Annotated in this window: 19 protein-coding genes; all 19 read right to left on the reverse strand. The window is 39.5% G+C overall.

The window, feature by feature from the left end; genetic code table 11:
- Window positions 1-4: 4 nt before the first annotated feature.
- Window positions 5-421: a hypothetical protein gene (locus tag SCALIN_RS12145; protein ID WP_133111864.1), complete on the reverse strand. Its 417-nt coding sequence runs from the start codon at window positions 419-421 to the stop codon at window positions 5-7.
- Window positions 418-1,446: a hypothetical protein gene (locus SCALIN_RS12150; protein WP_096894753.1), complete on the reverse strand. Its 1,029-nt coding sequence runs from the start codon at window positions 1,444-1,446 to the stop codon at window positions 418-420. The genes SCALIN_RS12145 and SCALIN_RS12150 overlap by 4 nt, the downstream gene beginning before the upstream one ends.
- A complete protein-coding gene (locus SCALIN_RS12155; protein ID WP_096894754.1) occupies window positions 1,443-2,105 on the reverse strand; it encodes an ABC transporter ATP-binding protein in 663 nt (220 codons plus the stop codon). Before SCALIN_RS12155 ends, SCALIN_RS12150 begins: the two co-directional genes overlap by 4 nt.
- A complete protein-coding gene (locus SCALIN_RS12160) occupies window positions 2,105-3,253 on the reverse strand; it encodes an ABC transporter permease (protein WP_096894755.1) in 1,149 nt (382 codons plus the stop codon). Before SCALIN_RS12160 ends, SCALIN_RS12155 begins: the two co-directional genes overlap by 1 nt.
- 4 nt (window positions 3,254-3,257) lie before the next feature.
- Window positions 3,258-3,533 carry a hypothetical protein gene (locus SCALIN_RS21715; protein WP_133111866.1) on the reverse strand — a complete coding sequence of 92 codons (276 nt, stop codon included), beginning with the start codon at window positions 3,531-3,533 and terminating at the stop codon, window positions 3,258-3,260.
- A gap of 128 nt (window positions 3,534-3,661) precedes the next feature.
- On the reverse strand, window positions 3,662-4,381 hold the full coding sequence (locus tag SCALIN_RS12165; protein ID WP_096894756.1) for a carboxypeptidase regulatory-like domain-containing protein: 720 nt from the start codon (window positions 4,379-4,381) through the stop codon (window positions 3,662-3,664).
- A 127-nt stretch (window positions 4,382-4,508) separates the two neighbouring features.
- A complete protein-coding gene (locus SCALIN_RS12170) occupies window positions 4,509-5,102 on the reverse strand; it encodes a DUF4405 domain-containing protein (RefSeq protein ID WP_096894757.1) in 594 nt (197 codons plus the stop codon).
- Window positions 5,103-5,186: 84 nt separating this feature from the next.
- The gene (locus tag SCALIN_RS22225) at window positions 5,187-5,330 is read right to left on the reverse strand and encodes a hypothetical protein (protein WP_162532296.1); all 144 of its coding nucleotides are present in this window, start codon (window positions 5,328-5,330) and stop codon (window positions 5,187-5,189) included.
- 236 nt (window positions 5,331-5,566) lie between these two features.
- Window positions 5,567-6,697 carry an ABC transporter permease gene (locus SCALIN_RS12175; protein ID WP_096894758.1) on the reverse strand — a complete coding sequence of 377 codons (1,131 nt, stop codon included), beginning with the start codon at window positions 6,695-6,697 and terminating at the stop codon, window positions 5,567-5,569.
- A gap of 3 nt (window positions 6,698-6,700) precedes the next feature.
- A complete protein-coding gene (locus SCALIN_RS12180) occupies window positions 6,701-7,834 on the reverse strand; it encodes an ABC transporter permease (protein ID WP_096894759.1) in 1,134 nt (377 codons plus the stop codon).
- Between the two features lie 161 nt (window positions 7,835-7,995).
- The gene (locus SCALIN_RS12185) at window positions 7,996-8,997 is read right to left on the reverse strand and encodes an ABC transporter ATP-binding protein (protein WP_096894760.1); all 1,002 of its coding nucleotides are present in this window, start codon (window positions 8,995-8,997) and stop codon (window positions 7,996-7,998) included.
- Window positions 8,939-9,883 carry an ABC transporter ATP-binding protein gene (locus SCALIN_RS12190; protein WP_096894761.1) on the reverse strand — a complete coding sequence of 315 codons (945 nt, stop codon included), beginning with the start codon at window positions 9,881-9,883 and terminating at the stop codon, window positions 8,939-8,941. Before SCALIN_RS12190 ends, SCALIN_RS12185 begins: the two co-directional genes overlap by 59 nt.
- The gene (locus tag SCALIN_RS12195) at window positions 9,883-10,896 is read right to left on the reverse strand and encodes a beta-barrel domain-containing protein (protein ID WP_096894762.1); all 1,014 of its coding nucleotides are present in this window, start codon (window positions 10,894-10,896) and stop codon (window positions 9,883-9,885) included. Before SCALIN_RS12195 ends, SCALIN_RS12190 begins: the two co-directional genes overlap by 1 nt.
- 12 nt (window positions 10,897-10,908) lie before the next feature.
- The gene (locus SCALIN_RS12200) at window positions 10,909-11,559 is read right to left on the reverse strand and encodes a hypothetical protein (RefSeq protein WP_096894763.1); all 651 of its coding nucleotides are present in this window, start codon (window positions 11,557-11,559) and stop codon (window positions 10,909-10,911) included.
- 770 nt (window positions 11,560-12,329) lie between these two features.
- Complete coding sequence (locus SCALIN_RS12205) at window positions 12,330-12,815, reverse strand: hypothetical protein (RefSeq protein ID WP_096894764.1); 486 nt, start codon at window positions 12,813-12,815, stop codon at window positions 12,330-12,332.
- 111 nt (window positions 12,816-12,926) lie between these two features.
- Entirely contained in the window at window positions 12,927-13,238 is a 312-nt protein-coding gene (locus SCALIN_RS12210) for a hypothetical protein (RefSeq protein WP_096894765.1), read from the reverse strand.
- Between the two features lie 299 nt (window positions 13,239-13,537).
- Window positions 13,538-14,914: a sigma-54-dependent transcriptional regulator gene (locus SCALIN_RS12215; RefSeq protein WP_096894766.1), complete on the reverse strand. Its 1,377-nt coding sequence runs from the start codon at window positions 14,912-14,914 to the stop codon at window positions 13,538-13,540.
- Window positions 14,911-16,389: a PAS domain S-box protein gene (locus SCALIN_RS12220; protein ID WP_162532297.1), complete on the reverse strand. Its 1,479-nt coding sequence runs from the start codon at window positions 16,387-16,389 to the stop codon at window positions 14,911-14,913. Before SCALIN_RS12220 ends, SCALIN_RS12215 begins: the two co-directional genes overlap by 4 nt.
- A gap of 694 nt (window positions 16,390-17,083) precedes the next feature.
- A complete protein-coding gene (locus SCALIN_RS12230; protein ID WP_096894769.1) occupies window positions 17,084-17,395 on the reverse strand; it encodes a hypothetical protein in 312 nt (103 codons plus the stop codon).
- Between the last annotated feature and the right edge of the window lie 333 nt (window positions 17,396-17,728).

The raw sequence follows: 17,728 nt of genomic DNA on the forward strand, positions 1-17,728 counted from the left end.
CCATCTACTCATCAATTTCAAACGGATCATCTATAGCTGATCCGTTAAACTTCTTTGCATGAGTTTGTGCGTGTTGCCTTTGTTGAAAGGCATGAATACGATTGTTATTAGTCTTATTTGTAATTAAGTCACTTTCTACAAAATACGCCATATAGGAATCTATCTTATTCCCCCTGATCTCATCGGTTACTATTACGTGGTCAACAACTTGTATATTTATTTTGAACCATTTCGTTGCACAATATATAGAACAGAACTTCTTGACCGAGCCGTCATTCAGCACAATATCAACCTCGTAAATTGCTGTGACAGCAGAACCATCGTATGCACAATGATGAATGCTTAGATATTTCTGGTAAAATACCCCCATTACTGAAACGATTATGATAATAATTATCCCTATCCAGAATGATTTTGTCATTGTATCAGTATCAAATGTACGGTTACCATCATTATAAAAGCCAGAAAGCAAAACGCGCTTAACACGTTTACCTTCCTTAGAAGCCTTTCTGTTACCGGTTGTGTTTCTTCATTCCTGCAGATGAGGCGGATAATGCCCATCCATCCAATTGCAAATGTGCCAATAGCAAATAACCCAAGTATAACCGGCGCATCCGGTACTATACCTTTCCCCATAAAGCAGTAAATGCAGTGGTGAAGTGGCAGTTGCATAAGAGCAGGACCAATGTTCTCAAAAAACGAAATAATTACGATAGGAATATTAACAGCAGCTATCACAATCTGGCTGTAAAACATAACATTTCCGGGTATTGACACTGATGATTGCCATTTCCTGGAAAGGCTCGTAAATAATAAAATAATAAGAATTATGTTTGTCGCGTAGAAAACAATAAACAGAGCCTGTTGGAAATCTCTTCCGAAGAGAGCCTGTGGAATCATTGCAGAGGGTCTTAATGGAGTATCAAAGAAGGTTGCGCAACAGGAGACTGACATCAATGGCTTCATGCGGATAACATAATAGATATCACCTATACTATCAGCTAAAAGCACGCCACAAATCGGGAGAAGGAATAACAGATTCTTTCTTGCCAGGGGTGATGTCGAGATAGATTTATCAACGTAATAGCATAACAACCAGCCTCCCATTATAAAAAATGAAATTGGCTTAATTATCTGCAAAAAAGTTACCGTATCTGGAAGAACACGTGTAACTCCAAAAATACACATCGCCCCCGGTACTTCAGATACAAAGCTCTGGAGCATGAAATACAACCACGGCCAGGCAAACATTCGGACTGACAAAGCCACACATGCTAACAGAAATATCAGATACCCTTTTTCTTCAAAGCTACTTTTGGCCTCTAAAGGCACAGCTTTTTTGAAATGAAAGAGTGTTTTTATTGTGGCATAAAACAGATACCCACCCAGGGTACAACTTAATACGGCAATAAATAACATAATAAGGGTAAAGATGTTTACAATCATTCTAACCTGCCATTTCTTATTTTATAGATTTCATCTGCAACTTTGTCAAAACCGGTATCGTGTGTAGCTATCAATATTGTCACTCCGCGGGTTTTCAGTTCCGTTAAGAGTTCCAGTAAATGTTCGCTTGTCTCATCATCAATGTTAGACGTTGGTTCGTCTGCAATAATAATTTCAGGGTTATTTACAAGCGCCCTTGCTATAGCTACCCGCTGTTGCTGTCCACCGCTGAGTTCTTCAGGCCTATGATCTAATCTGTCACGAAGCCCCACATTTTCTAAAAGTAATTTTGCTCTTTGAAAACGTTCTCTGGAACTGATACATAAGGGTATAAGTGGATATGATACATTCTCCCAACTGGAAAGTCTGGGAATGAGGTGAAAGTCCTGAAAGATAAAACCTATCTTTTCACGGCGTAACCTCGAAAGGCCAATGTCAGAAAATGAAGTAATCTCTTCATCATAAATGAACACTTTTCCCTCAGTTGGTCTGTCCAGAGCGCCAATAACATTTAGCAGGGTAGTCTTCCCTGAACCGGATGGACCGTTAAATACGACAAATCTGTTCTTTGATATATTCAGATTAATATCTCTTAAAGCATGTACTTCGTGCCGTGAATGTATACTGTAATATTTACAGAGTTTTTCCGTTCGTATCATTATTTTAATGCCGCAACCGGAGATTCGGTTGACGCCCTCCATGAAGAATAGATACTACCAACCATGGTTAATATTATTGCAAAGAAAAAACTAAGTATACACGGTAGAGGTAAAAACCTTGCGGGAACAACAAATTCAGGTAACATATTTATCTCTCCAATAAAAAATTGGGAGATAAAAGCCCCATTGAAGCACTTCATCCATATAATCGACAATAATATGGCAGTGGTTGCTCCAAACAAACTGATTAATAACTGTTCAAAAGAGATGAGTTCCAGAACTTCCAGTGTCTGCCAACCGGTAGCTTTCATGATACCAATCTCCTTTCTCCGTTCTGATAGTCCAAAACCGGAGGCCACCAGTATAGCGGGAATACCTAAGGCAAATGCAACGGTATATAAAGCGGTGAAGATTCCCTCTTTAAGCATAAAGCCTTTTTTTACATACAATTCTATCATATCTTTATCCTGCAATCTGTACGGTTCACCCTGAAATATATAGTACAGTTCAGTCGCAATCTCCGCGTTGTGACCTGGAACGCTGTACAGCTGTATATCAGTGGCAATTCCATATTTTCCGAATAATTCACCTGCATCACCAAAAGACATAAAAAGTGTAGACGCACTCCAGATGTTCGAAGCAGAAGAGAAAAAACCCACGACGGTGAACAACTTACGATTTTGCCCTCGCATGCTTAATTGATCACCGATATTTAAATTAAAGTGCTCAGCCAAATCATTACCAACTACCACCTCATTTACGTTTTCAAAAATCCTGCCTGAAATTAAGGAAGTTGATTCCGGCAGGTGCTCTTTGCCTATCCCCACAATAACAGCAAGTTTGTCCTGCAGATAGCATCTGCCAATAATTCTTGGTACAGCCTTTTTTACACCAAAAACCTCCTTTACCTCATCCAGATGTTTCAATGGAATAGCCGCATTCCTGCCAAATTCATCAAATGTTAAATATAGATCAGCGCTTTCCTCGACAGAACTAAGGGACTGCAATCTGACGCCCTCTGAAATAGCAATGGCAGTTATAAATGGTAAAAGAATGGCGATTATACAAAGAGAGACAACAACAGACTTTGTCTTATGTCTTAATAAATTTTCTGTTGCTAAAAGAAATAGATTAATATGCTTTTTCACGTTGTTAATTCCTGATTATTTGAACTGATACGCCCATTTCCACTTTACTTGGTATATAGGAGACAGTGCCAGTATGATCAGGGCAATAGCTATAACCACCAGGGATAGGCCATTCGAAGCATGAACACCTGGCATCAATCCTCTGGTCAAAATTGATATAACACCAGGAAGGCTTTGTCGTGGCTCCCAGACCTACACCATGCACTAATTGTTGAAAGTTATTATCAACGCCTACATACATCTTGCTTCGGCATAGATAAATTGCAACTGATATTGTCATGCATAATAAAATGTTTAAAAACAGAAAAGGTATTCTTTTCATTTTGTAGAGTTGTCAAGTTGTTTCGATTGTTTTCTATTTTCAGTGTACAGGTTGAATAGTAGAAAGCCAGAGAAAATCTATAATACTTATTTTCGTTTTTTTAATTGGAAATCCATGCTTGTCGTCTTGCCCGCTTTTAACGTTACGTCTTTAGTTATAGTTTTAAGTTTTTCATGCCATGCACTCAGCTTGTAAGTACCTGGCGGTACATCCTCTATCTTGAAAACTCCATCCTTTCCAGTAAGAGAAAAATAAGGATTTTCCAGCACGAGCACAAAAGCCGACATCTCTGCGTGGACGTTACACAAAAGAGGTATCTCTCCGGATTTATCAAATGTTACGTGTTTTACAACGCCAACATCGTAAGTACCCAGATTGAACTGCATAGGGCAATCCGGAGGGGACAGAACATTGTGGCGAACACTATCACTATTAGGGAAATCTATCGTTGTTCCCTTCTGTATCGCTATTACGTGAGGGACAAAGGTCAAATTAAACTGATCCACCACACCATGCTCTTCAGGGGCAGGAAATTTATTGTCACCTATTTTTTCAATATAAACCACTACATTTTCCGGATATCTAACTCTCTTACATGTGACATTTCCCGTAATAGTACTACCATTCTCAACGTTAACCTCTGTTTTTATCTCCCGTTTTAAAGCCAGCATGGATTTCTTTAAGTTCTCCTGCATTATTTTAGCCTCCTCTGCTGTCAGGTTCTTTTCATCTTCCTGGGCATTAGTAAGAGAAGCAAATAAAATTAATGCTAAAATAACGAGCGTTGCTGGAAAATATTTCTTCATATCATTAAACCTCCTTTTTTTATAATTCCATATTAATAGATAAATAATTATAAACTTAGTTGTACTTAAAAATATTCATCCCTTTCTTGATTCTTGCCAGGCTTGGTTATAATTAAGTACCTGATATTCAATGCTTCTCCTTATACCCCAGTATGATGCTACGAACATCATCCATTGTGAATCCATAAGTCTTCCTTAGATCGCCCAGACACTCTTCTTTCTCTGTAGAGTGTGGAAGCTTGAGTTTTTCGATTATATATCCGGCAGGAACACCTGTAGCCTTTTCCGCCTCAAGTAAAGTCATTGATCCCCAGACCTGCACATTACCATGTCGTACTGAAGATAAGTCGCGACCACTACGGCTCTCCAGAGTTGTTTCTATCGGGCTTAACAAAGGAGCAATAGACAGCGCCAAAAGAGCTATTACTCCTACAATACCCAAACCTGCACGGAAACCGGATCCCTCCCGGGGCTTTCCGGTAATCAGGTTTATAATCCATCGCCAGTGAAGTAACAAATGCATCACCAGAAGACCCAGAAATACAATAGAAATCCAGAAATGTATATCTCCCCACTCATGCCTGTCCAGGCCCCAGATTGTCTTGAATCGTTTACTCCCTGGTGGAAGAACATAACGCATCAATACACCGGTGGTAGTCAGGAAAACAAATCCGGCAAATGCGACAGCATCAAATATAAAATTTAATTTAGAACGCTTCATTTTTTGCTCCTTCCTCTTCAGTTTTTTAGCCTTCTCACGTAACCTTGCAAAATGCCAGTCTAAATTGAGAGAGCTTTAATTTAACTAGCGTCGTCTCCAACCACTCCGGGCTGGAAATCCGTTTTCATCTCTGAGCTTCAGAATTTCGTCTTCTTTACTTAAATCTATCAACTGTTTCAAATCAGTATTTTTGTCAGGTTTCTCATACAAGCGCTTTGTGATGAACATTTGATAATAGCTCTTCTTTCGTTATAGAGGATAGAGGGAAAATATACCTGAAATATACGCTTCATCAGATATCGTTTCAACAACAAAAAGTTAGATTTCGACGGCTATAAAAGACTAGCCTTCGACTCCGCTCAGGATGACGTTTCACTGAGCGGAGTCGAAAGGTTATCAACATTGAAATCCCTATGCATAAATGTAATCGCTTAAAAGAATCCGCCTCACTTATGTGTGATTCATCAGTTGATGGTCTTTTTGAATCTTTTCGATGCCAGCCATAACGTAGCCAGACCCATCGCTGCAAGGGCAATCATCTGCGGCCAGAGGATATCTGGGCCCACACCCTTAAGAAATATTCCACGTATGATTACGAGAAAGTACCGTAGTGGATTCAGGTAAGTAAACCATTGGACAAAAACCGGCATATTAGCAATGGGGAACATAAATCCTGAAAGGAGTACTGCCGGAAAATAGAAAAAGAAAGTGCTCATCATAGCCTCCTGCTGGGTATGACTTATGGTTGAAATCAGAAGTCCTACACCCAGTGTTGTCATCAAGTATAGTATTGTCGCAACAAAGAGTAGTAATAGACTGCCCCGTATAGGGATCTCGAACCAGAACACTCCCAACAAGGTAATCATAACCACATCGGCAATACCGATCAGAGCAAAAGGGACGGTCTTGCCGAGTATGAACTCTGTCTGTGTAATCGGAGTGACCATAATCTGTTCCATAGTTCCGATTTCCTTCTCTCTTACAACCGCCATACTGGTAAGCATCAGGGTGATAAGCATCACAATGATAGCGATTGTGCCGGGAACATAAAAATTACGGCTCTCAAGATTTTCATTGAACCATGCACGCGTCTGCATTTCCACGCGGCCAGGTTTCAGAGCATGGCCTTTTAACCGTGTAAACCGTGTAATAAGAATTTTTTGTGAAAACTGACCAACTATCCTGGCGCTATAATCCAGTGCGATCCCTGCCGTATTGGAATCCGTTCCATCCACAATTACCTGAAGCTGGGAGGTTCTTCCAGCCCGCAGGTCTTCTCCGAAGCCCTTGTTCATGCGTAGGACTGCCCTGACTTTACCACGGTCTATTAAATATTGGTCACGACCTTCGCTCTCAATATACTCCACAATGTAAAAATATCCGGAATTCACAAACCTGCTCACTAACTCGCGGCTCACAACGCTGTTGTCAAGATCATATACTGCAGTGGCAATGTGTTTGACATCAGTTGTTACCGCATATCCAAATATGAGCACCTGGATAACAGGCGTCAGGAAGATCATCACCTTCATCTTCGGGTCTCGGAATATCTGAATGAATTCCTTGATGAGTATGTGTTTAATTCGTTCAAGCATGGTTTACTCCAGTTTCTTTTTGAATTTTATATTGGCCAGTACCACCATGGCCATACCAAAGATGATCAAAAGTCCCACCTCTACAGCCAGTATCTCAAGCCCTACACCCTTCAGGTATATGCCTTTGAGTATGATCACGAAATATCTCGCTGGAATAATATAAGTAATAAGCTGAATCGCCTTCGGCATGTTACTGATCCCATACATAAAATCAGAAAGCAGAAATGAGGGTAGAAACGTCAACACCATAGCTAACTGACTGGCCAGAAGTTGACTTTTAGTAAGTATGCTTATCACCATGCCCAGTGACAGTGCACCTGCCAGAAAGATCGCTGCCATACCAAAGAGTAATGCCACATTGCCACGCAGCGGTACATGAAAAAGATACTTACCCATAAGCACTGCAAGAAACACATCAAACATACCGATGGCAAAGTAAGGCAGGAGTTTGCCAAGAATCAACTCACGTAGTTTTACGGGCGTAGAGATGAGTTGCTCCATGGTACCCTGTTCCCATTCGCGGGCCACTGTCAGTGAGGTAAGGAGAGAAGCAATGACCATCATAATCACGGCAATGAGCCCGGGAATAATGTAATTTTTAGATTCCATATCTGCGTTGAACCAGACACGTGTCTGCATATCTACAGGCGGATATAGTGTGCGTCCACCGATGCGCTGAATGTCACCAACGGCAATATCCCGAGAGTAGGTTTGGGTAACCACATCAACATATCCAATTGCGATAGTCGCAGTGTTGGAATCGCTCCCGTCTACAATCAACTGGACAGGGGCTGAGCGACCTGACTCGATAAGACCGGCAAAGTCCGTTGGGATAATGAGGGCTACAAACGCGTCACCTGAATCTATCGCCCTTTCTATTTCCCTATAGTTGCGAACATAGTCATGAAGCGAGAAGTAACGAGAGCCTTCAAAACGATTGATAAACTCCCTGCTTATCCGGGATTCACTCTGATCCCAGACTGCCATAGGCACATTCTCGACATCAAGTTTCAATGCATAACCAAATAATACCAGCAGCATCACAGGGATGACAACGGCCATGCCCAGGCTCCTTGGATCGCGGAAGATATGGGTAAATTCTTTACGGGCGATTGCCCGAATACGATATATTTTCATCTGTATAAGGAATTTAAAATGTCCTGGTACGATTGGGTTGCATGGACAAACTCGTTTGTCCGTGCAAAGCATTGCAACATATCAAAAACACGGATAAACAAAGTTTATCGATGCCATCACACAAGTTGGCAGCATAAGTGACAGAAAACCCGTACCTCATGTTAAGCTTGTTCTGCCCTGTCATAGGCCTCTATGAGCGATACAAACACATCCTCCATCGAGGGTAGTATTTTTTCGACACGTGATACCTGAACGCCTTGTTCATGAAGGAACTCTCGTATTGTGCCTGTTGCCGTTTTCGCATCTTCTACGACAACGTGTAACCCCTTGCCAAACAACGCTACCTCCTTAATCCCCACAAGCTTTTCAAGATTATCCATTACATCCTGGGGATGTTCACACAGAACATCAAGAACGTCCTCCTGCATGAGTTCTGTCTTAAGCACATCCGGTGTGCCTATAGCCGTTAACTCCCCGCAATAGATAAGCCCTATACTGTCACAATATTCGGCCTCGTCCATATAATGGGTGGTAACAAATATCGTAACACCTCTTCCTGAGAGTTCGTAGATCAGGTCCCAGAACTGACGTCTGCTGAGGGGGTCAACACCAGAAGTCGGTTCATCAAGAAATAGTATGGGTGGTTCATGGAGAACTGCACAACCCAGCGCCAATCTCTGCTTCCAGCCACCTGAAAGGATTGACGTTTGTGACTGCCGGTGCTCCCTCAGACCGGCCATTTCAATAACCCACTCCTTGCGTTCCTTCTTCTTTTCTGGATCGATGCGATAAATTCCGCTGTAAAAATCAATATTTTCTTCAACCGTCAAATCTTCATACAGTGAAAACTTCTGGCTCATGTAACCAATGTGATTTTTAATACGTTCTGCTTCAGTCCTGATGTCGTACCCGGCAACGGTTCCCGTACCACCAGTAGGTGTAAGAAGACCACAGAGCATCCTTATAGTTGTGGATTTACCGGCTCCATTAGGACCGAGGAGACCAAATATCTCTCCCCTTGCAACCTCGAAACTAATGTGTTTCACCGCAATAAAATTGCCAAATTCCCTTTGCAGGTCATTTACAACAACAGCTTTCCCGTTATCAGTGGAATTCAGAATAATTACCTCCTTCTCTCCCGGTAATGACTGAAATGAAGACATCTTCAAGTGAAGGATCGATAGTCTTGATGCTGTTGAGTTTGAGACCTGCCCTCATAAGCGCTTCTTTCGTTTGAGTTGCAGTCATGTCCGTCTCATGGGTAACAACATGTACACAGTCACCAAAAAGCCCCACAGAATCGGCCTGGAGTTGCTCACGGAGTACGACCATTGCCCTGCGTGGTTCTGAAGAACGAATCTCCATGATCGTACCTCTCATAAGCCTCTTCACCTCTTCAGGTGTTCCACAGGCGAGCATTCCGCCTCTATTTATAAGCCCTACCCTGTTGCACCGCTCGGCTTCATCAAGATAGGCAGTCGATACAAAGATTGTGACCTTCTCGTGAAGTAAATGATACAGAATACGCCAGAAATCACGGCGAGATACGGGATCTACACCATTTGTAGGTTCATCCAGGAAAAGCACCTTTGGAGTATGGATTAAAGCACATACAAGACCGAGTTTTTGTTTCATTCCGCCTGAGAGATTTCTTGCCAGACGTTTCCTGAAGGGGGTTAAATTGCTGAATGACAGAAGACGGTCTTTTTTTGCTCTTCTACCTTTACGCGGCACTCTATATATGTCTGCATAAAAGTCTATATTTTCCTCAACTGTGAGATCTGCATAGAGGCCAAATCTCTGGCTCATATAGCCGATTTCCTCCTTGATTGCCTCCGCTTCATTCACAATATGTAGACCTCCCACCCAGGCATCACCTGATGTGGGTTCCATAATCGAGGTCAGGAGACGCATTGTTGTTGTCTTGCCCGCGCCATCGGGCCCTACAATGCCGAATATCTCACCTTTAGCAACAGCAAAAGTAAGACTGTCGACTGCGCATAACTCTCCGAATAATTTTGTCAAGGTTTCAGCTATGATGGCTTCCATCACTCACCTCCTTGAAGCTGGTCCATCAGTATGTCCGCATCAGCAGGCATACCGGGTTTGAGTTCCATGTTGGGATTCGGAATTTCTACCTTTATCCGATAGACAAGTTTAACCCGTTGTTTCTCGGTTTGAACGGTCTTCGGAGTAAATTCAGCTTGAGGGGAGATGAAAGAGATACGTCCCTTGTATATCTTGTCAGGATAGGCATCAGTTAAGACATTCACCTGCTGTCCCACCTTTACCCGTCCCAGGTCAGTCTCGTTTATATAAGCGCGCAGCCATACATTTTCAAGCTCGCCAACCGTAACGACTGGAGTTCCGGGAGCAGCGTATTCTCCCGGCTCAACATTCTTTGACAGTACAATGCCGGAGAGTGGAGAAAAAAGTTTAGCATAGCCCAATCGAGTCCGGGCAAGTTTAAGAGATCCTATGGCTTGCCTGACCCTGGCTCTTGCCTGCTCTATGGTTTCCTTGCGTGGGCCCAGCTTGACGAGCTTGAACCATTCCTCAGCCTCCCGCAATCTGTTTAAGGCAACCTCATAAGCTCCCTCCGCGTGTGTATATTCTTCATCAGAGATCACTTTTTTTCTAAACAGGTCATCTGCCTTGTGAAAATCTCTTTCCTTGTGCTCTTTATCTGCTTTTGCCGCCGCCATTTTTGCCTTAGACGCAGAAATTTCTTCAGGACGTGAACCTGCCTCAAGCTCAGCCAGATCAGCCTGTGCCAGTTGCAGTTCCGCCTGCCTGATCACGACTTCATCTTCCAGGTCAGAACTGTCCAGGATAGCCACGATTTCATCTTTTCTGATCAGTTCGCCTTCATCTACATACCGCTTTTCCACACGCCCTGAAATCTTGAAGCTTACCTCAGCATCAGTAACCTCAATATTGCCGGAGACACGAATACTATTCAAATCATCCGGTGATCCACCTTGAATGTAGAGGTAAACCAATGCTGCTGCAGTTAATATTATGGGAATCAAAACGAATAATATTTTCATTTTTTTTATCATCTTATTTACTCCTCACGTGAATATATATTCACATGATAAACAATTTTCTTCTATCAGTTTCTGGTGAAAGGCAACGTTCCTGTTCTCCATTGAGATGTGTAGACCATTGGTAGTTTTTTTACCGATCTCTTCTATTTTGTGGCAGACAGTGCACTTCTCAGATGTACTGCCAATGAATGGTGTGTGGTATGCAAAACAATCTGTAGCAAGCTCAGCATGAACATCTATGAGTTTTCCTGGTCTGATCATCAGGTGAGGGAAGAATATCGCCAACAGAATCATGGCAACCAGATTAACAATAACAATTATGGTGACAGTTTTAATTTTCATTTCCAATTCCAGAACAGAAAGATACTCAGAATGTGTAAGATGCAGAGCACTGCAAAGACCAGTGTGATCGGCAGATGTACCGCACGCCATTTCTTCATCAAATCTAAGGTAGTCGCATCCCAGAAAATCTTCCTTTCGATCTCCTCCTCGGATAAACCTAGTTGTGAATAAACCTTCTTCTTTTTTGCCAGGAAACGATGCGAACGATTCAGCAGATATGTGCCAGTCATACCGCTGATGACGGTGATTAGCATGGTGATTAACGCCAGCCACGGCAAGATAGTATAGAAGTGGATTCCTGCGTGCACCAGAATCATCAGCGCTCCAATCCAAGTCAGGATTTCATGCAGAACGAGAAACGCCTTGGACTTGCCGAAACGGATTAAGCATGCATTGCTGCGATTACTGAAAAAAACTTTTTTTGTTTTGTCTTTTTTGCCGATTCAATCAAATATCTCTTCCTTTGCATTGAATTAAACGCTAAATCTACTGCTAAATTGAAGGCACCCGTAAAAACAGATTTTCCTTTTACTCTAATTATAACTATACAATAAGATAGAGAAGAAGCAATTGGACAAAAGTGGCATTTAACAATGTCTTTGGATTCTTTTTAGATGCAACTTTAGTTGCATTATGTTGTTGGGAGAAGGAAACGAGCCAGCGTGCTTTAATCAATAATCAAAAAGGCCGTCCTGCAAATCGATTATATTGATTGTCCGGATTTGATATGTTATTTTTTATTTATTCGTTGGTTGTAGATGTTGACGCTTATGATGTATACTTACCACATAAAGCCAATGAAAGGGCGAAATTACTTAAACAATTATCTGGGAAACGAAGGAGGCTTGAGAGTTCAACCATTTGTAACAGGCAAGCTTAAGATTGGATGGTCTCTGGGACTAATTACTGGCAGCATACAACAACGTAATCTTTTTGCCTTTTCCCGCACTCCTTTTTTTTGTTATGAAGATTGACATAACTTCATTCAGTTATGTCAATCTTATCGGTATTACTACAGAAGTGTCAGATTAAATATAAACTATCACACCTCATTTATTTGGTAAAGTATAATTGAAAATTACCTGACTTCCTTAAACTCTTTTTTACCATTTATCTTGTACCTTCTCATTCGCGGCTTCTTTTACTGTCTTAAGTTTGTCTAAAATCATTTTATTAATAGCATCCCAATTTTCATGGTAAATACAATAATGACACCTCTCTGCATCTTCTTGTGCTTTATTTAAATCTTCATATTTCCCACCGAATACTTTAGTAATCCTTGTATCCATATAGTAATTGTAATCAATCTCCTTGTATAAACCTGGAGATTTACTGCTATGCATAATTTTTTCTATAAAGTCATAACACTCCATCTCTGATTTAAATGCCCAGAAGTGTGCAATTTTATCAGCCGCCTTCGCATCAAGTGATTGAAGCTCAATTAATTCATCTAAACATCCCTTGTCACTCATTAGTGAATGGTTGACCTCTGAATATTCCCGATAAAAGCGTGAAAGGCTCGACTCATCGGCAAATAAACAGATAGGAAACAAGAATAGAACAAGAAAAATTACAGTAGTATTCTTCATAATAAATATCTCCTTAATTTCGCTAGAAATTATAAATCTGAAAAGTCTGTATTTAAAATTGTTTTCATCTTAGTGTTGCTGTAATTAAGAGACGCATCAGTCCTTTTTATTCTAAGTATAAGAGATACTATCATCACCTAATTTTGCTCTTCCACTTCTAAGACCCGCTCTCTTACCATCCGCATAAAACAGGAACAGATTTCTCTCACGTTGTGCAATATCCAACAATGTTCCAAGACGGTTAATGTCCATGTTCAGAATAATCTTTCCGTTAGCGTCTATCTCAGCATCTTTTACGTCAGTCTCATTAGGAAAGAAGCGGATTTCTCCTCTTGCTTTTTGATTATCGTAAAAATGTATAGAAGTTGAATCTGTACCGTTAGACATAGATGTAGAGTAATCTGTAATCGAATATTCTTTCATTTTTTTCTCCTTTTAAATGTTTGGTTTTAAAGTATCAAAATTTAAGTCAATAATACTGTTAGCAAAAGGAATGCCATATTGATATTAATTTTTAACAACACTATTAAGCCAAATATTTATATATACTTATATACATAAGAAATTAAAAGCCATAGTTTTTTGCAGACCATCAAAAAGAGTGTAAATGACCTGAATCTAAACCCTCAGAATGAAATTGCAGGCGGAAGTTGTATTTAAGTTTCGTTCTAATATACTGATATGACAATTGACCATAAGTGGCCAAGGTATGATAATTGTGGTCAGCAAGAAAGGTTTAATTTTATCATCTTGTTTCGGAGTGTAGTTCTGGGCATGCCAAGTATTTCAGCCATATGAACCTGGTTGCCATCAGCTTTTTTAAAAGCCCATTTAATTAATTTTTTTTCAAATTCTGTAACTTCTTCTTGAAAATCAACCTTCTCCTTCTCTTCCAGATCCATTTGTATTTTGCCCGACACTCCTTCAGATTTCTTTAAGGATTCTGGCAAACACTGCACTGTTATTTTATTGTTTGAAGCAAAAACTAATGCATGCTCCACAACATTTTCTAATTCTCTCACATTACCAGGCCAGCCATACTCCATCAATAAATCCAGTGTATCCTGAGAAATATCTGGTCTGGTAATCTGTAAGCGCTCACTATATTTTCTTATAAAAAAATTTACCAATAGTGGTATATCATCTATTCTTTCTCTCAAAGAAGGCAAATTTATAGTAACAACATTCATTCTATAGTAGAGGTCTTCCCTGAATTTTTCCTGTTTTACGAGGTTTGCCAGGTCCACTTTTGTAGCACAAATTAAGCGGACATTGACCGAAGTAGTATCCTCACCACCTACTCTTTCATATTCTCTTTCCTGAAGGACCCTGAGTAGCTTTACCTGCATCTCTATAGGAATGTCGTCTACATCATCAAGAAATATAGAGCCGCCATCAGAAAGCTCAAATTTACCTTTTTTAGTTCTTATTGCCCCTGTAAATGCGCCTTTTTCATGACCAAATAACTCACTTTCCAATATCTCTTTATTAAGTGCAGCACAGCTTAATTTTATAAAAGGCCCATCTTTCCTACTGCTGTTGTAATGGATAGCTCCGGCAATAAGTTCCTTACCAGTTCCACTTTCGCCTTGAATCAAGACTGTAGTTTCTCTAGCAGCAATAATTTGTATCGTATCTAATATCTTCATCATTGGCTTACTCTTACCAATTATATTATTTTGTCCGTATAGTTCTTGAATTTCACAACGTAGTCTTGCTACCTCTGATGTTGCTTCTTTATAATTTAGAGATCTTTCCATCCTCATAATCAGCTCATCTGTAGAGAATGGCTTGCAGATATAATCAAATGCCCCGTTCTTCATAGCTGTTACAGCGCTTTCTACAGTTCCATAAGCAGTCATTATTATGACAATAGTTTCAAGAGAAATATTTTTTATTTCCTTTAAGAATTCAATCCCATCTAAGCCAGGTAATCTTAGATCAGACACAACTATATCAAACTCTTCGCCTCTCATATATTTAAGCGCCTCACCAGCAGATTTAAGTGTTTTCACACAGAATCCTTCTTTTGTAAGTTGTGCCTCCAACGACACCCTCATCAGTTTTTCATCATCAACAATTAGAATCTTACTTCTCATAACATATCCTTGTTATTTCTCAATGGCAGACACACAGTAAAGGTCGTTTCTTCTGCTGCTGTGGACATTTCCACCCTGATTTCTCCACCATGATCTTCTATAATCCTTTTACTTATGGCAAGCCCTATACCAATACCCTTTCCTTTGTCTTTTGTTGTAAAGAAAGGATCAAATATTTTATTCATTTCTTCTTTATTGATCCCAGGCCCTGTGTCAGATATTGAAAACTGCACACACGAATCATGCTCATTACATAGCCTGGTTTCAATCATTAATTTGCCGCCGTCAGGCATGCTGTCAATGGCATTTGACAATAGATTTATTACCACCTGTGAAATGCTGTCCCGGTCAACATATATTCCAGGCAATCTTAATGCTAGTTTTTTTTGTATGGATATCTTTACGTTTTCCAACCTATGCATCATGAAAACAAGTGACGATTCTATTATTTCGTTTAAATCCTTATCTGATTTTTTTAAAACATGTGGTGTAGTAAAAGTGGTAAGACGTTTAACGATCACTTCTATTCTATCAAGACCTTCTTGTATCAATTCTATAAATTCCTTAGTCTGTTGAATATTATCCGGTTCTCTCTCAATCATCCTTGTAAAATTCTGAAGCCCTCCCAATGGATTATTAATTTCATGGGCAACCTCAGCAGCTAATTCTCCAATTGCAGCAAAACGCTCTGAACGAACAAGTTGTTGTTCCAATTTCTTTAGTTCAGTTATATCCCTGAGTATTCCTTCAAGACGAACAATTTCACCTTTTTCGTTTTTAATCACATTAGCGGTACGTTCAGCGTAAAAAGACTCTCCATCTTTCTTTTTACACAATGACTCAAAGTTTCTCCAGATTCCATCTTTTTCAAGCTTTTCGACAAGACGTCTTCTGTCATCAGGATTCATATAAATATTTTTTACCTTTGCACCGATTACCTCTTCAGGTGATTTATAACCAAGCATTTCTGCACCTGCTTTATTAATCCATGTAAACTTTCCTTCGATTCCGGGTTCACATTGATATATGCCTTCTTTTAGTGAATTTAATAATTGCCTTTTATGTTCTTCTGATTCCAGCAACTTTTCTTCCCGTTTTTTTCGTTCAGAAATATCGCTACATATATACTGTATTAATTTTTTATTGCCGTATCCTATCACACTGGCACTTATGCTTGTAGGTGTTATGCTTCCATCCATCTTCCTGTGATTAACATCGTATAGAATGCCAGAACCTTCTTCTTTAACTTGTCTCCATAACTCCTCTAATCTGTTTTCATCCTGAACAGGATACAAATCCCATATCTTAAGTTTACAGAGTTCTGCTTTTGGGTAACCAGATATCGTTTCTGCTTTTTTATTAGAGTCGATTATTTGTGCTGTGTTTATGTTCAAAGAAAAGATCGCATCGTTTGCAAGATTAATTGATTCACGATATTTTTCCTCGGATTCTTTCAGTTTGGCCAGTTCTTTCATATATTTATTCATTTTACCAGTAAATTGTGAGTTTACATTAACACATAGAAAAAGGCGCGCTTAAAATACAGGAATTGAATGTAGTAAAAGCTGTTGATTTTAAATCAGTTTATTACAGAGCATTATCGTATAATGGTATTGTATGATTTAAAGTATGGCAATAAAATAATATGTACTATATATATTGACTCAACAGGATTTTTGTTTCAAATGTCGAAATTTACAAATACACAAATGGCTACTCTTCCATTGAGAACCTCTGCAGAGTCTGACATGAAAATCTTATGGGGGATTGAGAATAATCAGGCGGGGATGGTCAATAAATAGTTATGCTGCATGGCAAGGCGGAATCCTGGATTGCTGCATCTAGATTATAGAGTTGTTTCAAACGAAACTATCGAACTAAAACAAATAGAGAAACAATTGCGCTTGCTCATAATCATAATAAAGATATCTTCATTGTTATCACCTATTAAACCTTTCTATACTGAAAAATTAATCTAACTTCGTAATGTTGTTTGTCTTTTCCACGCTCTTTTTTTTGTTCTGATGATGAACATAACTTCATTCAGGGTGAACCTTCATTCAGTTATGTTCATCATTCATCAATACTTCTACAGAAGTGCCAGATAAACATAAACTACCTCATTTTCGTGTAGTTGTTATTAAGAGACGCATCAGTCCTTTTTTTATTCTAAGTAAAAGAGATACTATCATCACCTAATTTTGCTCTTCCACTTCTAAGACCCGCTCTCTTACCATCCGCATAAAACAGGAACAGATTTCTCTCACGTTGTGCAATATCCAACAATGTTCCAAGACGGTTAATGTCCATGTTCAGAATAATCTTTCCGTTAGCGTCTATCTCAGCATCTTTTACGTCAGTCTCATTAGGAAAGAAGCGGATTTCTCCTCTTGCTTTTTGATTATCGTAAAAATGTATAGAAGTTGAATCTGTACCGTTAGACATAGATGTAGAGTAATCTGTAATCGAATATTCTTTCATTTTTTTCTCCTTTTAAATGTTTGGTTTTAAAGTATCAAAATTTAAGTCAATAATACTGTTCGCAAAAGGAATGCCATATTGATATTAATTTTTAACAACACTATTAAGCCAAATATTTATATATACTTATATACATAAGAAATTAAAAGCCATAGTTTTTTGCAGACCATCAAAAAGAGTGTAAATGACCTGAATCTAGACCCTCAGAATGAAATTGCAGGCGGAAGTTGTATTTAAGTTTCGTTCTAATATACTGATATGACAATTGACCATAATTGGTCAAGGCATGATAATTATGGTCAGCAAGAAAAGTTTAATTTTATCATCTTGTTT

It is taken from the genome of Candidatus Scalindua japonica (genome assembly GCF_002443295.1).
GTDB lineage: Bacteria > Planctomycetota > Brocadiia > Brocadiales > Scalinduaceae > Scalindua > Scalindua japonica.

What these genes read in the sequence shown, in the direction of transcription:
- SCALIN_RS12145 (WP_133111864.1), bottom strand. Translation starts at nt 421, where the DNA reads ATGACAAAATCATTCTGGATAGGGATAATTATTATCATAATCGTTTCA.
- SCALIN_RS12150 (WP_096894753.1), bottom strand. Translation starts at nt 1,446, where the DNA reads ATGATTGTAAACATCTTTACCCTTATTATGTTATTTATTGCCGTATTA.
- SCALIN_RS12155 (WP_096894754.1), bottom strand. Translation starts at nt 2,105, where the DNA reads ATGATACGAACGGAAAAACTCTGTAAATATTACAGTATACATTCACGG.
- SCALIN_RS21715 (WP_133111866.1), bottom strand. Translation starts at nt 3,533, where the DNA reads ATGACAATATCAGTTGCAATTTATCTATGCCGAAGCAAGATGTATGTA.
- SCALIN_RS12165 (WP_096894756.1), bottom strand. Translation starts at nt 4,381, where the DNA reads ATGAAGAAATATTTTCCAGCAACGCTCGTTATTTTAGCATTAATTTTA.
- SCALIN_RS12170 (WP_096894757.1), bottom strand. Translation starts at nt 5,102, where the DNA reads ATGAAGCGTTCTAAATTAAATTTTATATTTGATGCTGTCGCATTTGCC.
- SCALIN_RS22225 (WP_162532296.1), bottom strand. Translation starts at nt 5,330, where the DNA reads ATGTTCATCACAAAGCGCTTGTATGAGAAACCTGACAAAAATACTGAT.
- SCALIN_RS12175 (WP_096894758.1), bottom strand. Translation starts at nt 6,697, where the DNA reads ATGCTTGAACGAATTAAACACATACTCATCAAGGAATTCATTCAGATA.
- SCALIN_RS12180 (WP_096894759.1), bottom strand. Translation starts at nt 7,834, where the DNA reads ATGAAAATATATCGTATTCGGGCAATCGCCCGTAAAGAATTTACCCAT.
- SCALIN_RS12185 (WP_096894760.1), bottom strand. Translation starts at nt 8,997, where the DNA reads ATGTCTTCATTTCAGTCATTACCGGGAGAGAAGGAGGTAATTATTCTG.
- SCALIN_RS12190 (WP_096894761.1), bottom strand. Translation starts at nt 9,883, where the DNA reads ATGGAAGCCATCATAGCTGAAACCTTGACAAAATTATTCGGAGAGTTA.
- SCALIN_RS12195 (WP_096894762.1), bottom strand. Translation starts at nt 10,896, where the DNA reads ATGATAAAAAAAATGAAAATATTATTCGTTTTGATTCCCATAATATTA.
- SCALIN_RS12205 (WP_096894764.1), bottom strand. Translation starts at nt 12,815, where the DNA reads ATGAAGAATACTACTGTAATTTTTCTTGTTCTATTCTTGTTTCCTATC.
- SCALIN_RS12210 (WP_096894765.1), bottom strand. Translation starts at nt 13,238, where the DNA reads ATGAAAGAATATTCGATTACAGATTACTCTACATCTATGTCTAACGGT.
- SCALIN_RS12215 (WP_096894766.1), bottom strand. Translation starts at nt 14,914, where the DNA reads ATGAGAAGTAAGATTCTAATTGTTGATGATGAAAAACTGATGAGGGTG.
- SCALIN_RS12220 (WP_162532297.1), bottom strand. Translation starts at nt 16,389, where the DNA reads ATGAAAGAACTGGCCAAACTGAAAGAATCCGAGGAAAAATATCGTGAA.
- SCALIN_RS12230 (WP_096894769.1), bottom strand. Translation starts at nt 17,395, where the DNA reads ATGAAAGAATATTCGATTACAGATTACTCTACATCTATGTCTAACGGT.